The organism is Bacillus sp. D48C (assembly GCF_053345735.1).
Window position 1 is genome coordinate 569,772 of record NZ_JBKFAQ010000003.1, and the last position, 14,258, is coordinate 584,029.

At 36.6% G+C, this 14,258-nt stretch carries 17 protein-coding genes; 9 read left to right on the plus strand and 8 right to left on the minus strand.

Annotated elements, in window-relative coordinates:
- Window positions 1–1,259, minus strand: a 1,259-nt coding sequence (locus ACLBXA_RS11735; protein ID WP_447617223.1) for an ArsB/NhaD family transporter, incomplete at its 3' end; no start/stop codon positions are given.
- Window positions 1,260–1,548: 289 nt separating this feature from the next.
- Here ACLBXA_RS11735 and kapD point away from each other — a divergent pair.
- Complete coding sequence (kapD, locus tag ACLBXA_RS11740) at window positions 1,549–2,172, plus strand: 3'-5' exonuclease KapD (protein WP_447617224.1); 624 nt, start codon at window positions 1,549–1,551, stop codon at window positions 2,170–2,172.
- A gap of 41 nt (window positions 2,173–2,213) precedes the next feature.
- Here the strand turns inward: kapD and ACLBXA_RS11745 are convergent, their stop codons facing one another.
- On the minus strand, window positions 2,214–2,597 hold the full coding sequence (locus ACLBXA_RS11745; protein WP_001209326.1) for a kinase-associated lipoprotein B: 384 nt from the start codon (window positions 2,595–2,597) through the stop codon (window positions 2,214–2,216).
- A gap of 166 nt (window positions 2,598–2,763) precedes the next feature.
- Here ACLBXA_RS11745 and ACLBXA_RS11750 point away from each other — a divergent pair, with 166 nt between their 5' ends.
- Together ACLBXA_RS11750 and sodC are read left to right on the plus strand one after the other, a co-directional pair.
- Window positions 2,764–2,940 (plus strand): hypothetical protein, encoded by a 177-nt coding sequence (locus tag ACLBXA_RS11750; RefSeq protein ID WP_000982756.1) that lies wholly within the window; start codon window positions 2,764–2,766, stop codon window positions 2,938–2,940.
- 68 nt (window positions 2,941–3,008) lie between these two features.
- Window positions 3,009–3,548, plus strand: a complete 540-nt coding sequence (sodC, locus tag ACLBXA_RS11755) for a superoxide dismutase [Cu-Zn] (protein WP_000746518.1) — start codon at window positions 3,009–3,011, stop codon at window positions 3,546–3,548.
- Window positions 3,549–3,646: 98 nt separating this feature from the next.
- Here the strand turns inward: sodC and ACLBXA_RS11760 are convergent, their stop codons facing one another.
- Complete coding sequence (locus ACLBXA_RS11760; protein WP_001175811.1) at window positions 3,647–4,798, minus strand: MalY/PatB family protein; 1,152 nt, start codon at window positions 4,796–4,798, stop codon at window positions 3,647–3,649.
- Window positions 4,799–4,915: 117 nt separating this feature from the next.
- On the opposite strand from ACLBXA_RS11760, the gene ACLBXA_RS11765 reads away from it, so the two are divergent.
- Window positions 4,916–5,167: a YugE family protein gene (locus tag ACLBXA_RS11765; RefSeq protein WP_000537641.1), complete on the plus strand. Its 252-nt coding sequence runs from the start codon at window positions 4,916–4,918 to the stop codon at window positions 5,165–5,167.
- 119 nt (window positions 5,168–5,286) lie between these two features.
- Here the strand turns inward: ACLBXA_RS11765 and ACLBXA_RS11770 are convergent, their stop codons facing one another.
- The gene (locus ACLBXA_RS11770; protein ID WP_001015203.1) at window positions 5,287–6,126 is read right to left on the minus strand and encodes an alpha/beta fold hydrolase; all 840 of its coding nucleotides are present in this window, start codon (window positions 6,124–6,126) and stop codon (window positions 5,287–5,289) included.
- A gap of 109 nt (window positions 6,127–6,235) precedes the next feature.
- Window positions 6,236–7,228: a 2-hydroxyacid dehydrogenase gene (locus tag ACLBXA_RS11775; RefSeq protein ID WP_001205003.1), complete on the minus strand. Its 993-nt coding sequence runs from the start codon at window positions 7,226–7,228 to the stop codon at window positions 6,236–6,238.
- A gap of 118 nt (window positions 7,229–7,346) precedes the next feature.
- Here ACLBXA_RS11775 and ACLBXA_RS11780 point away from each other — a divergent pair, with 118 nt between their 5' ends.
- The 3 genes from ACLBXA_RS11780 (at window position 7,347) to yugI (ending at window position 9,629) form a co-directional block, all read left to right on the plus strand.
- Window positions 7,347–7,844: an Lrp/AsnC family transcriptional regulator gene (locus ACLBXA_RS11780; protein ID WP_000255696.1), complete on the plus strand. Its 498-nt coding sequence runs from the start codon at window positions 7,347–7,349 to the stop codon at window positions 7,842–7,844.
- Window positions 7,841–9,031 carry an aminotransferase gene (locus ACLBXA_RS11785; RefSeq protein WP_000808529.1) on the plus strand — a complete coding sequence of 397 codons (1,191 nt, stop codon included), beginning with the start codon at window positions 7,841–7,843 and terminating at the stop codon, window positions 9,029–9,031. The genes ACLBXA_RS11780 and ACLBXA_RS11785 overlap by 4 nt, the downstream gene beginning before the upstream one ends.
- A gap of 253 nt (window positions 9,032–9,284) precedes the next feature.
- Entirely contained in the window at window positions 9,285–9,629 is a 345-nt protein-coding gene (gene yugI / locus ACLBXA_RS11790) for a S1 domain-containing post-transcriptional regulator GSP13 (protein WP_000003764.1), read from the plus strand.
- A gap of 109 nt (window positions 9,630–9,738) precedes the next feature.
- Here yugI and ACLBXA_RS11795 read toward each other — a convergent pair whose 3' ends face one another.
- Complete coding sequence (locus ACLBXA_RS11795; protein ID WP_000105788.1) at window positions 9,739–9,972, minus strand: DUF378 domain-containing protein; 234 nt, start codon at window positions 9,970–9,972, stop codon at window positions 9,739–9,741.
- A 274-nt stretch (window positions 9,973–10,246) separates the two neighbouring features.
- On the opposite strand from ACLBXA_RS11795, the gene ACLBXA_RS11800 reads away from it, so the two are divergent.
- Entirely contained in the window at window positions 10,247–11,599 is a 1,353-nt protein-coding gene (locus tag ACLBXA_RS11800; RefSeq protein WP_000103654.1) for a glucose-6-phosphate isomerase, read from the plus strand.
- Window positions 11,600–11,706: 107 nt separating this feature from the next.
- Window positions 11,707–12,120 carry a YugN-like family protein gene (locus ACLBXA_RS11805; RefSeq protein ID WP_000612326.1) on the plus strand — a complete coding sequence of 138 codons (414 nt, stop codon included), beginning with the start codon at window positions 11,707–11,709 and terminating at the stop codon, window positions 12,118–12,120.
- Here the strand turns inward: ACLBXA_RS11805 and ACLBXA_RS11810 are convergent.
- Together ACLBXA_RS11810 and ACLBXA_RS11815 are read right to left on the minus strand one after the other, a co-directional pair.
- Window positions 12,107–13,102, minus strand: a complete 996-nt coding sequence (locus ACLBXA_RS11810) for a potassium channel family protein (RefSeq protein WP_000842324.1) — start codon at window positions 13,100–13,102, stop codon at window positions 12,107–12,109. The genes ACLBXA_RS11805 and ACLBXA_RS11810 overlap by 14 nt on opposite strands.
- 92 nt (window positions 13,103–13,194) lie before the next feature.
- On the minus strand, window positions 13,195–13,875 hold the full coding sequence (locus ACLBXA_RS11815; RefSeq protein ID WP_000386682.1) for an MgtC/SapB family protein: 681 nt from the start codon (window positions 13,873–13,875) through the stop codon (window positions 13,195–13,197).
- Between the last annotated feature and the right edge of the window lie 383 nt (window positions 13,876–14,258).

Below are 14,258 nucleotides of genomic sequence, written 5' to 3' on the forward strand. Positions count from 1 at the left end.
CCGACTTTTAGGAATTCCATGTAACTAAATTTATGCCCTTCGCGGCTCGCGATACCTGCAACGATTACGTTAGCAGAAGCTCCGATTAATGTTCCGTTTCCGCCGAGACAAGCACCTAGTGCTAATGCCCACCATAATACATCGATTTGTGCGTCAGATGGTGATAAGCCTAGCCCAACTGCCATATCGTTAATAAGTGGAATCATTGTTGCGACAAATGGGATGTTATCAATTGTTGCAGAGGCGATACCAGATACCCATAAAATAAGGATGGATGCGTAAGAAATATCTCCGCCTGTTATACCAATTACTTTTTGAGCTAACATTTTGATAAGACCGATATCGATAAGTCCTCCAACAAGTACGAATAGCCCTGCGAAGAAGAAGATTGTTACCCACTCTACGCTTGCAAATACTTCTTCAATTTCATGCTCTTTCACACCAATTAACATAAGTACAGTAGCACCAGTTAAGGCAATGATAGCCGCATCAATATGGAAAATAGAATGAGTCATGAAACCTACAATTGTAAGTCCAAGTACCGTTAAAGATTTTTTCATTAATACTGGATCTTTAATGTATTGTTTTTCATCTAAGCTCATTAATTTTTTGACTTGTACAGGATCGGCAATTAATTGTTTGCGGTACATGAAGTAAAGTATTGTTGCTGTAACTCCAATAATAATAATTACGATTGGTGCTAGATTCAATAGGAAAGCATTGAAGTCTAAATGTTTATTGGCAGAACCAATCATAATGTTAGGTGGATCACCAATTAATGTTGCCGTTCCCCCAATGTTTGAAAAAATAATTTCAGAAAGTAAATAAGGAACAGGATTTACTTGCAGTATGCGCGTAATAGATAAAGTAACTGGAACAACAAGAAGTACAGTTGTAACGTTATCTAAAAATGCGGAGCCAAGCGCAGTAAGTAGGGAAAGGGAAATTAAAATTTTAATTGGATTTCCTTGTGCCCTTTTTGCTGCTTTAATGGCAACGTATTGGAAAACACCTGATTTACTCGTAATGTTCACCAAAATCATCATACCGATGAGTAGCGTAATCGTTCCCCATTCAATATGTTTCGTAAAGGCGTTATGTAAATCGACGACCCCCACAATTACCATGAGTGCTGCACCAAGAAGTGCGATGACAGCGCGATTAATTTTTTCAGAAATAATAATGGCATATGTAATTAAAAAGACTGCGATAGCAAAATAATACTGCCAGTTAGCGAGTTCTTGCGTTGTTTCGTGCAAAAATCTCATCTCCTTTCATTCATTTTTCTTAGTGTGTCAAATATTAACTAGATGAAACACACATAACGTCATTATAAAGTAGAAAAACTGCGGATGTAAATGAAAGGAGGGATTTTGTCATATTTTCTGCATAGGTCATTTTTTCTTATTTTTTAAAATATTTGTGGGCATTTGACATATATATAAGATACATCCAATCTGAATATTTAAAATGGAATTAGCATTCGAGCTTGTTCGTGTAGGAGTGTCAAATAGAAAGGAATGACAAAAATGATAAGGAAGGGATCGTATGGATGAACAACGATTTTTATTTTTAGACTTTGAGTTTACGATGCCCCAGCATAGAAAAAAACCGAAAGGATTTTTTCCGGAAATTATTGAGGTAGGACTCGTTTCAGTTGCTGGCTGTAAGGTGGAAGATACGTATTCATCACATGTCAGGCCGAAAACATTTCCCTCCTTAACGGATCGATGTAAGAAGTTTTTAGGAATAAAACAAGAAGTCGTGGATAAAGGGATTTCATTTCCTGAACTCGTTAAGAAGCTTGCAGAATACGAAACGAAATGTAAACCGACAATTGTAACGTGGGGAAATATGGATATGAAAGTGCTGAAGCATAATTGTGAAATGGCAGGGATAGCTTTTCCATTCTTCGGGCAGTATCGTGATTTATCGCTTGAGTATAAGAAGTTTTTTGGGGAAAGAAATCAAACAGGATTATGGAAAGCAATTGAGGCGTACGGAAAAGTAGGGACAGGGAAGCATCATTGTGCGCTTGATGATGCGATGACGACGTACAATATTTTTAAACTAGTAGAAAAAGATAAAGAGTATTTAGTAAAACCAGCACCACCAACATTAGGAGAACTCGTTGATTTTTCAAAAGTGTTAAAGAAAGTGAGCACACAGTAACGACCAAATTGCACATTATGTAATTTGGTCGTTTTGTTTTTTTAGAGTTTGTAGTCCTTCTTTAACTGTTCTAATGTTTCTAGACTACGCTCTGCAAAAGGTGAATCATCTTCAGAAAATGAATTCATTTGAGTTTCTAATGCTAATTTTAGTGACTCGGTATAATCAGGAATTTCTCCTTCATATTTCTTTACCATTTGCTGTGGAATGTTCGTTTGCTCACGAAAAGCTAAAGCGCGTCTTTCATGGAAAAATGGTACGTCAGCTTGTTTTACGTTATGTAAGTCACCTTGCACCGGATGTTTTAAAACAGCTAATACTTTTACGACATAACTACCAGGACGGCTATTTGTAATTTCGCCGATGTATTTTCCTGTTTTATAAATACCAGTAACGATTTCACCAATTTCAAATGTTTCTCTCATATTTTTCACCTCAAGTTTATAGTAAGGAAAGTAGGAGGAGGAGTCAAAGAAATCATTCACTTTCGGAACGCCTCTTGAGAATATGAACTGGTTCAACTATAATTTAAAGATATATAACAGAAAATTCTGATGTTTTTTTGAATCCTATAATTAAGGAGTGTTCGTTATGATGCCTTTATATTTTCCGGAAGATAAAACAGAATATATTATTCCAGGGATTGTGTGCGTTCTATTTATTATCGGTGCTATTGCCACGTGGCGCATGTTTATTCGTATATCAAAAAGAGAAGCAGAGCGATTACAGAAAGTTGAAGAAAAACTATTAGCTGAAAAGAAACAGTAACGCATTTTTGTATGTTTCCCTCTATGCTCGGACAATCTAAGGGCAGAATATATTTTGGAGGGAATGGAATGAAGAAACGGCTTTTTTTCAGTTGTTGTTTATTATTTCTGATGGCAGGTTGTGACCAAGGAAAGCCGAAAGAAATTGAAGTGAAATTACATAATGCTTCAGGAGATGAAGTAGGGACTGCGAAAGTAGTTCAGCAAACAAGTGGAGTGAAAATTACGATTAAAGGGGAAGGTTTCACGCCAGGACCACACGGACTACATGTACATGAAATCGGAGAGTGTAAGGCACCTCGTTTTGAATCATCCGGGAATCATTTTAATCCTGATGATAAAAAACATGGTCTTCTTAATCCGAAGGGTGCAGAAAACGGTGATTTACCGAACGTAATTGCAGACGGTTCTGGAAAGATCAAGGCAGAAATCGACGCGCCGCACATAACGCTTGAAGAAGGAAAAACAACGATTCATAGAAAAGATGGAGCGTCTATTATTATTACAGAAAACGCTGATGATGGTATGACACAACCGACAGGTAAATCAGGTGATCGAATTGCTTGTGGTGTCATTGTAAAAAAAGCATCGGATATGAAGAAAAAGTAAAAGCTACCGTGCATGGTAGCTTTTTTTGTGAAAAGTAATTGAAAAGATATGGATAAAGGAGGTTGTCCTAAAATGATTTATGACAGCCTCTTTTCTTATTATGAAAACGTATGACGCAGTCTGTTCAAAATTTCTTCTAAAACAGATCGTGGACAGCCGATGTTAATTCGAATATGTTCTTCCCCACCTAACCCGTATTTCTCACCAGGTTCAACGATGATTTTTCCTTTTTCCTCAAGTAATGCAGTACGCTCGTTTTGAGAAAGCTTTAGACGAGAACAATCAATCCATAATAAAAAGCTACCTTCTGGCTTCGTTACGGAAAGAGCAGGTATGTGAGTTTTGATATATTCATAAGCAAATTGAGCATTATCTTCTATATATAATCGAATTTCGTTTAGCCAATCATTACATTCTGTATAGGCACTTTGCATCGCTGTGTAGGCGAAGATATTTAACCCGTGGAAGCCTTGTCTATATTGGATAGCTGTAAAGGCGTGACGGAGTTTTTCGTTTGGAATGATAATAATCGACGCTTGTAATCCAGCGATATTAAATGTTTTACTTGGAGCCATACAAGTGATAGTGCGTTCTGCTAATTCTTCAGATAAGGAAGCGAACGGTGTATGTGTATGGTCTGCATAAATGATATCGGAATGAATTTCATCCGCGACAACGATTACGTTATATTTAGTACATAACGATCCGAGCTGCACAAGTTCCTCTTTCGTCCAAACGCGTCCGATTGGATTATGAGGGCTACAAAGAAGCATGAGTTTGACGCCTTGCTGAAACTGCTTTTCTAAATGCTCGAAGTCTATCACATATGTATCATTTTGTTTCTGTAATGGACTCACGCATAACTGCCTATTATTTGTTGTGACCATTTCGAAAAATGGAGGATAAATAGGTGGTTGTACGAGAACGGATTCGTTTTCTTTTGTAAAAGCCTGTATGCTCGTACTAAGAGCTGGAACGATCCCTGCACTAAAGACGATCCATTCTTTTTGAATGTCCCAGTCGTATTGTTGTTTTGTCCAGTTACAAATAATATCCCCAATATTTTCAGGGGGAAGTGTGTAGCCAAAAATCGGATGTTCGATCCGTTGTTTTAAGGCAGTTTGAATTGGTTTTGGTACTTCAAAATCCATATCAGCAATCCAAGCATGGATAAGTTCTTCGTTTTTATATGTATCCCATTTTATACTATGCGTTCCACGTCGATTGATTGCTTTATGAAATAGTTGCATAAGTTTGCCCCCTTCTTCTGTAAAACCAATAAGTTACGAAAGTTCTCTCTCTTCTTATAGAATAGCTGATGTGATAGGATAAAGAAAAGTATTAAAAAGTGAAAAGGCGGGAAGCGAATGGGTACATATGAAAAGATGATAGAGGTTGTGAAGAATTGGGATCCGTTTCAAATGGGACCGGAGTTTTATGAAACAGAAGCGAGCGATGTTGTGAACGTCATAAGTGTGTTTGATGATCCAAAATACATCGCAAAGAAGATTCAACATATATACTTTATGTCTTTTGAGGAAGTACCTGCGCTTGAAAAATGTGAGAAGTTAGCTGTGGAATTACTTGTAATAAAAGAAGGCGGAAGTTGTTCATTATAGGCTGTCGGAATTTCCGACAGCCTTTTTTATATTATCCCGCTATTTGCTTGGTAGTAAGACCCCACCTCAAAATTCAGCGGAAGCAAAGAAGTTAGGTGGGGACTGATTAAAGTTTCACTTTATTGCGCAGAAAAAGCGATAATTTCTTCATAAACATGTTTAGGCTTTTCTTCAGGTAGTAAATGTCCTGTATTTTCGTAAGAAATAAATTTTGAATTCGGTAAATCTTTGTGTAGACGATGACCTACATGTACAGGGACGACGCGGTCTTTTTCACCCCAAATGAGCAAGATAGGTGTTTCGATTTTTTGTAATTCAGTTGAAGATAAGTCACCTTCACGGTCTCGTATCATGCGAGTTAAAGCGGGAAATATACGGTCGTCATAAAAAGGAGCGGAGTAACCTTTTTTCATTTCATCGTCAATTAATGAGTGATCATGAACGACATTCATTAAGTTATGAACAATACCGCGTCTAATAATCCAGTTCTTTACGTATAAATGAAAGAACGGTAAATAAGAAGAGTATAGTAAAGGTAAGGTTGCGCGTGCTAAATAGCTAGAGCTGCATAGTAAAATCGTTTTTGAAATGAGTTCAGGACGTATACGGTTTACATAGAGAGAAATTTGCCCACCCATAGAGTGCCCAACTAATACAATGTTTGAGAGAGATAAATGTTCAATTAAATCAATAATAATCGTTGCTAAATTGTGATAAGAATACTTAAACAGATGAGACTTATCACTTTTTCCGAACGGTGGTAAATCAAGAGCAATCACTGTTCCTGCTTTCGATAGTAAGGGAATGAGACGACGGTAACTAAATGAGGAAGATAAAAAGCCGTGAACGAGTACGAAAGTAGGACGTTCTGTTTTGTTATCGTGTTCATACAATTCGTAATGAATAGTAGTGCCGCGAGTGGAAAAAGTGAAATAAGGACAAGTATATTCGTGATTCATTTTTTGTCACTCCATTGATTTTTGTTCATATCATCTCCAAGGAAGAAGAAAATATGTTAACAAAAAAAGGCAAGATGACGATGTCATCTTGCCTTTCGTTTATTCATTATTACCCGCGAACAATATTAGGCGGTGTTTTTCCTTGTAATCCTGCAACTAAATTTTCAGCGGCGGTCATAGCCATTTGCTGCCTAGTTTTTAATGTTGCAGATCCGATGTGTGGTAAAGTCACAACATTTTGTAATGATAAGAGTGGATTATCTTTTTGAATCGGCTCTTGTGTAAATGTATCGATACCTGCTGCAAAGATTTTCTTTTCTGTTAAAGCATGGATTAACGCTTCTTCATCTACTGTTTTCCCGCGAGAAGCATTAATGAAGATTGCTGTTTCTTTCATTAATGAAAATTCCTTTTCTCCGATAAGGTGATATGTTTCATCTGTTAATGGAGTAAGAAGAACAATAAAGTCAGACTGCTCCAGTAGCGTCTGTAAATCACAATATGTAGCATCGAATTTTTGTTCAGCTTCTTCTTTACGACGGCGGTTATAGTAAAGAACATTCATATCAAATCCGAATTTTGCTCGTTTTGCAACGGCTTCTCCAATTCGGCCCATACCGATAATACCAATTGTGCTATGGTGTACATCTAGTCCGAAGTGTTCTTTTCCAATTTCAGCGTTCCATTCACCATTTTTCACATAAGAATCGAGTTCGCAAACACGGCGCCCAGCAGATAACATAAGGGCGAAAACGAGATCAGCTACTGTATCATCTAATACGTATGGTGTATTCGTTCCGATAACATTTCGGTTTTTCATCGCTTGTAAATCAAAATTATCGTAACCGACAGAAATGTTGCTCACTACTTTTAAGTTAGGAGCCACTGTCAGTAATTCTTCATTAATAGCAGATCCGAAATTTAATAACCCATCTTTATCTTGTATTTTTTCTAATAGAACATCACGGGGTACTTTCTCATTTTGATCCCATTTTTCATAATCACAGTGTTCTGATAAATAGTTTTCTACAAATGTTGGAACTGGTTCAGCAATATAAACTTTTGGTTTCACGATTCCATCCCCTTTCGCTTTATCACGCATTTTTCCACTGATTAAAGTTTCACTTTATTTTGACATAATTCAATAGAAAAATCTTCTTTTCAAACTGGAAAGGGTATTTGTATAATTTAAACACAAACGAAAAGGAAGGATGATTTATATGGTGACAGAAAAAGAATTAGAATTATTAGCTTGTCTTGAAAAGAGTAGTCGATTATCTGTAGATACATTAGCGAAGCTGTTAAATATAGAGGTAGAAGAAGTAAAGAAGATGGTTGCGAGGTTAGAAAATGAAAAGATTATTGTGGATTATGTAACACATATTGATTGGACGAAGGTGAAAGAACATACAGGTTTAACGGCAATGATCGATGTGAAAGTTACGCCAAAGCATGGCGTTGGGTTTGATGCGGTTGCTGAACAAATTTATCGTTATTCAGAAGTGAAATCCGTTTATTTAATGTCAGGGACATATGATCTTTCTATTACATTAGAAGGGAAAACGATGGGAGAAGTAGCGATGTTTGTTTCTGAGAAATTAGCAACAATTGAATCTGTTGTTTCTACAACTACTCATTTCATTTTGAAGAAGTATAAACATGAGGGCGTTATTTATGAAAAAGACGATGATGATAAGCGAATTGTGGTGACACCATGAAGCAATTTGAACTATCTAGATCAGCAGAATCTTTAAAACCATCTGGTATTCGAAAATTTTTTGATTTAGCAGCAAATATGAAAGGTGTTATTTCCCTCGGGGTAGGAGAGCCGGATTTTGTTACACCTTGGAATGTAAGGCAAGCATGTATTCGTTCTTTGGAACAAGGGTATACGTCATATACAGCAAATGCAGGATTATTGGAGCTCCGTCAAGAAATAGCAAAGTATCTAAAAAAACAATTTGCAGTATCTTATGATCCAAGTGATGAAATCATTGTTACAGTTGGAGCGAGCCAGGCGTTAGATGTAGCGATGCGCGCCATTATAAATCCTGATGATGAAGTGCTCATTATTGAACCGAGCTTCGTTTCTTATGCACCACTTGTGACATTAGCTGGAGGAGTTCCGGTTCCTGTGGCGACTACGTTAGAAAACGAGTTTAAAGTACAACCAGAACAAATTGAAGCAGCTATTACAGCGAAAACAAAGGCAATTTTGCTTTGTTCACCAAATAACCCGACAGGTGCAATGCTAAATAAATCCGAGCTTGAAGAAATAGCAGTGATTGTTGAGAAGTACAATCTAATCGTATTATCTGATGAAATTTATGCAGAACTTGTATACGACGAAGTATATACAAGTTTCGCGAGTATTAAAAATATGCGTGAGCATACGATTTTAATTTCAGGATTTTCAAAAGGATTTGCGATGACAGGATGGCGCCTCGGTATGATTGCAGCTCCTGTTCAATTTTCAGAATTAATGCTCAAAATCCATCAGTATTCAATGATGTGTGCACCGACGATGTCTCAGTTTGCAGCACTTGAGGCGTTACGCGCAGGGAACGATGAAGTAATTCGAATGAGAGATAGCTATAAGAAGCGTCGTAACTTCATGACGACATCTTTCAATGAAATGGGCTTAACGTGTCATGTGCCGGGCGGAGCATTTTATGTTTTTCCTGCTATATCTTCAACCGGATTATCTTCAGCGGAATTTGCAGAACAGTTATTGTTGGAAGAGAAAGTGGCCGTTGTCCCTGGTAGCGTATTTGGCGAAAGTGGTGAAGGATTTATTCGTTGTTCATATGCAACGTCGCTTGAACAACTTATGGAAGCGATGAAGAGAATGGAACGGTTTGTAGAAAATAAAAAAAGGACAAAACGTAATACGTTTTGTCCATAAAAGGGGGGGAATACTAGAAAGCCATGTGTTAGTAGTCTATCCCAATATTGGAGAATTATACTTCTTTAAGGGAAATTTTTCATGAATTTTGAATGAGTTCTGTCATAGTGGTATAATTTACTAATATAAGGTATACGCATTCTAGATAACGTTATCTAGAATGCGTACTAACCAATCGGATATTTAAAATAAATATATCTGCTTTGCTCTTTATAATTGTAGAGAGAATGGTAAACGTATGGGAGTGTTTCATATGTCAGAACAATATACAACAGGAGTGGTTGTAACAGGGAAAGTGACTGGAATTCAAGATTACGGTGCATTTGTAGCGTTAGATGCAGAAACACAAGGACTTGTGCATATATCTGAAATTACAAATGGATATGTAAAGGATATTCATGACTTTTTAAAAGTCGGCGATACAGTAGAAGTAAAGGTACTTTCAATTGATGAAGAGCACAGAAAAATGAGTTTATCGTTAAAAGCGGCGAAAAGAAAACAAGGAAGGATTCTTATACCGAACCCATCTGAAAACGGATTTAATACGCTGCGAGAAAAGTTGGCAGAATGGATTGAAGAGTCCGAGTTAACAAAGTAAAAGAGGAACGCATATGAGCGTTCCTCTTTTACTTTATCTTATGATATATATTTGCAAATATGATTGCATGCAATCATATTCGTATGTCGGAGGTGAAAGGACATACTGACTATCGAATTTCGTTTGTTTCTGGGTGTGTACCAAGATTTTCAGATGGTTTAAACAGTAAACCAAGATTGATAAGCCCAGATATACCAACGATGCCGTAAATAATACGTGCAAGAGCTGAATTTTGTCCACCGAAAATGGCTGCTACTAAGTCAAACTGGAAAAATCCGATTAGTCCCCAGTTCACAGCGCCAATTACAGTAAAGACTAATGCGATACGTTGCAAAGTACTCATGAAAAAGCCCCCCTTAATTGTGAAGCATGAGCAAGCGATGAGTTAATTAACTCTTTTATAGAATGGGGTAGTTATGTTGTTTTTATACATAAAAAATGTTCGAAAGATGATGTATATACATCTATACCGAAAAATACGAATTTTTATGCAAAAAATGAACTTTTTCTAAAAAATATATATTGGTTACGTTTACAATGGTTGAATCGCTTGATTTACAACTTCAGTTTCGCTAAAGTGAATACAGAAATACATATCCATAATTGGAGGGAAAAAGATGAGTACACATGTAACGTTCGACTATTCTAAAGCGTTATCCTTCATCGGTGAACATGAAATCACTTATTTACGTGATGCAGTGAAAGTAACACATCACGCAATCCACGAAAAAACTGGAGCTGGGAACGATTTCCTTGGGTGGGTAGACCTTCCGCTTCAATATGACAAAGAAGAATTCGCTCGCATTCAAAAATGCGCAGAAAAAATTAAAAATGACTCTGACATTTTACTTGTTGTAGGTATTGGTGGTTCTTACTTAGGGGCACGCGCAGCAATCGAAATGTTAAACCATTCTTTCTACAACACGCTTTCTAAAGAACAACGTAAAACTCCACAAGTGCTATTTGTTGGACAAAACATTAGCTCCACTTACATGAAAGATTTAATGGACGTATTAGAAGGTAAAGACTTCTCTATTAACGTTATTTCCAAATCAGGTACAACAACAGAGCCAGCACTAGCATTCCGTATCTTCCGTAAGTTATTAGAAGAAAAGTATGGAAAAGAAGAAGCTCGCAAACGTATTTATGCAACTACAGATAAAGCACGTGGTGCATTAAAAACACTAGCTGATAACGAAGGTTACGAAACATTTGTTATTCCAGATGATGTTGGAGGACGTTTCTCTGTATTAACGCCAGTTGGTTTATTACCAATCGCAGTAAGTGGCTTAAATATTGAAGAGATGATGAAAGGTGCAGCTGCTGGTCATGATGACTTCGGAACGTCAGAACTAGAAGAAAACCCAGCTTACCAATATGCAGTAGTTCGTAACGCTTTATACAATAAAGGAAAAACAATTGAAATGCTTGTTAACTATGAGCCAGCACTTCAATACTTCGCTGAGTGGTGGAAACAGTTATTTGGTGAAAGTGAAGGAAAAGATCAAAAAGGTATTTTCCCATCTTCAGCAAACTTCTCAACTGACTTACACTCATTAGGTCAATACGTTCAAGAAGGTCGTCGTGACTTATTTGAAACAGTTCTTAAAGTAGGTAAATCTACACATGAACTAACAATCGAATCAGAAGAAAACGATTTAGACGGATTAAATTACCTTGCTGGTGAAACTGTAGACTTTGTAAACACAAAAGCATACGAAGGTACATTACTTGCACATAGCGACGGGGGAGTACCAAACTTAATCGTCAATATTCCTGAATTAAATGAGTACACATTCGGTTACCTTGTATACTTCTTCGAAAAAGCATGTGCGATGAGCGGCTACTTACTAGGGGTAAATCCATTTGACCAACCTGGCGTAGAAGCATACAAGAAGAACATGTTTGCTTTACTTGGTAAACCAGGATTTGAAGAATTAAAAGCAGAATTAGAAGAGCGTTTAAAATAATAAAAAGCGACCGGAATCCGGTCGCTTTTTATTATTTTATCGAAAAGTCCATCAGTATATTCAAGCTAGAGTGGGTATGCTAAAGGAAAAGTCTTGGAGGGATGGACTTGATTCCAATTCAATCAAATTTAGAAGGACGTACATATGCGCTATTTAAGTTAGAAGAGATTATGAAACCACTTGGATATAGCATTGGTGGTAATTGGGATTATGATAAAGGATGCTTCGATTACAAAATCGATGAAGAAGATGGGTATCAATTTTTACGAGTGCCGTTTACAGCAGTAGATGGTGAACTGGATGTACCTGGTGTAGTAGTCCGTCTTGAAACGCCGTATATTCTTTCGCACGTATATCAAGACGAACTAGATGATAATGTGAATACTTTAACCGCTGGAACGAGTGGGATGGATCAATTTGCTGAACCGAAAGATCCAGATGGAGATGTAAAAAGAAAATATATCAATATTGGGAAAGTGCTCATGCAAGAACTAGAGCGTCATTTTATTAATGGTGAATAACAATGAGTATGTCGCTTTCGATAAGAATGAAGGTATGGACTGGATTAATCATATATTGATCATCACGCTTTATACCTAGTAAGAGAATGTTTTGTTTTAGAAGGGTATAGCTACAATTTGCAAAGGTTTGTCCGGTGCAGGACGGAGAAAGCTCCATCAGTTGTAATTTGTTATCAGAGATTTCATCGTAAAGTGAGAATAGTACACCTGAAATAGAAGGGAATAAAAGAGAAGCGGTAAATACATAACTCGTTAATTTATTTCCTTCTATAATTTCTGACGCGCCCGCTCTCGTTGCATTTTGAATTTGTTCAGTAGTAAGTAGTTCGGCGATGCAGTGAATGTTTGGATTGAGTCCTTTCGCAGTTAAAATATTTAAAATGGACTGTGTATCTGCTAAGCTTTCGTTCTTTTCTTTATCCGCTGTTATTAATATGGTGTGTGCCGTTGCAATATTAGCCTTTAATAAAGTTTGATCGTGATGCGGACAACCTTTTATAAATTCTAAATGATGAAAGGGTTTTGGGAGTAAAGAAAGTGTTTCATCAATTAAAACAATATCAAGGTTTGGTTGTAGTACATGCATTTGCTTTACAACATGTTTTGCACGCTCATTCCAGCCAACGATAATCATATGACCGTTAGAGGTAGCGGCTTCTTCACCTTTAACTTTCATGTATTGTTTACTAATCATCTCAGTAGCGAATAGAACCATATAATAAGAACAAAAGCCAGTTCCTAATAAAATAATACTTATACCTATTAGTTTTCCTATCGTTGTATGGGGAGCAAAGTCGCCATATCCAACTGTAAAAATGGTAACAATTGACCACCAAATTCCGTCAAACCATGTAGTGAAATGAGAGGGTTCTAATCTATGTATAAGAAAACCAGAAAAAGCAGTGAGTACAATAATAAAACAAATTAAACGAAAAATAATGGAATCACGAAATGTATCTACTAAATTCGGACGGGATTTCAATAGTAAATTCCTCCTTGTTTTGCAGGACTACATTCATTGTTACCATTATAGAAAAAAGAAAAACTCTCTAATTAAAGAGAGTTTATTTTATGCTACATACTTTCCACTTCAGTTTGTTGGACACTTTCAAGATGCTGGAGAGTATAGTAAACATCAGCGGTATGTCTTTTTTGATCAATGGACAGTTTAAGATGTAAATAGTGAGAACCGTTTTCTAACGTTTTAAGCTTCATATTTTTAACGTTTATATCCATTTCTTTTATCTCCTCGATTACAACCGGGATATTGTCCATATTTCGCACAACAAGTTTCACTGCAATATCACGTTGACGAAATGATCTAGGACCTACAAACTTCATTGTCAATGGTATAAGTTCGACACTAATCATAAGAAAACACATTCCGAAAATTGCCTCGATATAGAAACCAGCTCCAACGGCAATACCAATACCAGAAGCACCCCAAATCATAGCGGCAGTCGTGAGTCCTGCAATGCTATCGTTGCCTCTTCTTAAAATTACGCCAGCACCTAAAAAACCAATTCCTGATACAATTTGAGCGGCAAGTCGAAGTGGATCCATATTCATATGATCGGTATGTGGTAAGTTATAAGCTGCTTTAATAGAAACAATCGTTAGGAGGCAACTAATAATAGAAATAACTAAACACGTTTTTAAACCAAGTGGTTTCCGTTTTAATTCGCGTTCTAAACCAATGGCAAATCCTAAAATAGCCGAGAGACCTAGTTTGATTAATAAATCGGTATAGTCCATATATATTCCTCCTTGTATGATATGGTATATGAATAAAACGCTTATTATAGAAAGAAACGTTTTTTGATAGAGTAACTTTATATAAAATATATGTAGGAATTAATCATACATGAAAGAGATATTTCGTTTAAGTATATGATATTAAAAAAGAAATGTGGGCAGTTTTTAAAAAAGTTTATAAAAGGTGTTGCATTTCATTTTTCACCATGATATATTAATAACCGTCGCTGATGCGGAAACGCAGAAAACGACAAAAAAGAAATTGAAAAACTTAGTTGACATCGAAAAACGAAGATGTTAACATAAGGAAGTCGCAAATGAGCGACCAAGTAGTTCTTTGAAAACTGAACGAAACAAACAACGTGAAACGTCAATTTTTATTT

Excerpts from the sequence above, each read along its gene's own strand:
- ACLBXA_RS11800 (WP_000103654.1), top strand. The coding sequence starts at position 10,247 with ATGAGTACACATGTAACGTTCGACTATTCTAAAGCGTTATCCTTCATC.
- kapD (WP_447617224.1), top strand. The coding sequence starts at position 1,549 with ATGGATGAACAACGATTTTTATTTTTAGACTTTGAGTTTACGATGCCC.
- ACLBXA_RS11765 (WP_000537641.1), top strand. The coding sequence starts at position 4,916 with ATGGGTACATATGAAAAGATGATAGAGGTTGTGAAGAATTGGGATCCG.
- ACLBXA_RS11760 (WP_001175811.1), bottom strand. The coding sequence starts at position 4,798 with ATGCAACTATTTCATAAAGCAATCAATCGACGTGGAACGCATAGTATA.
- ACLBXA_RS11770 (WP_001015203.1), bottom strand. The coding sequence starts at position 6,126 with ATGAATCACGAATATACTTGTCCTTATTTCACTTTTTCCACTCGCGGC.
- ACLBXA_RS11785 (WP_000808529.1), top strand. The coding sequence starts at position 7,841 with ATGAAGCAATTTGAACTATCTAGATCAGCAGAATCTTTAAAACCATCT.
- ACLBXA_RS11775 (WP_001205003.1), bottom strand. The coding sequence starts at position 7,228 with ATGCGTGATAAAGCGAAAGGGGATGGAATCGTGAAACCAAAAGTTTAT.
- ACLBXA_RS11750 (WP_000982756.1), top strand. The coding sequence starts at position 2,764 with ATGATGCCTTTATATTTTCCGGAAGATAAAACAGAATATATTATTCCA.
- ACLBXA_RS11745 (WP_001209326.1), bottom strand. The coding sequence starts at position 2,597 with ATGAGAGAAACATTTGAAATTGGTGAAATCGTTACTGGTATTTATAAA.
- ACLBXA_RS11795 (WP_000105788.1), bottom strand. The coding sequence starts at position 9,972 with ATGAGTACTTTGCAACGTATCGCATTAGTCTTTACTGTAATTGGCGCT.
- sodC (WP_000746518.1), top strand. The coding sequence starts at position 3,009 with ATGAAGAAACGGCTTTTTTTCAGTTGTTGTTTATTATTTCTGATGGCA.
- ACLBXA_RS11780 (WP_000255696.1), top strand. The coding sequence starts at position 7,347 with ATGGTGACAGAAAAAGAATTAGAATTATTAGCTTGTCTTGAAAAGAGT.
- yugI (WP_000003764.1), top strand. The coding sequence starts at position 9,285 with ATGTCAGAACAATATACAACAGGAGTGGTTGTAACAGGGAAAGTGACT.
- ACLBXA_RS11815 (WP_000386682.1), bottom strand. The coding sequence starts at position 13,875 with ATGGACTATACCGATTTATTAATCAAACTAGGTCTCTCGGCTATTTTA.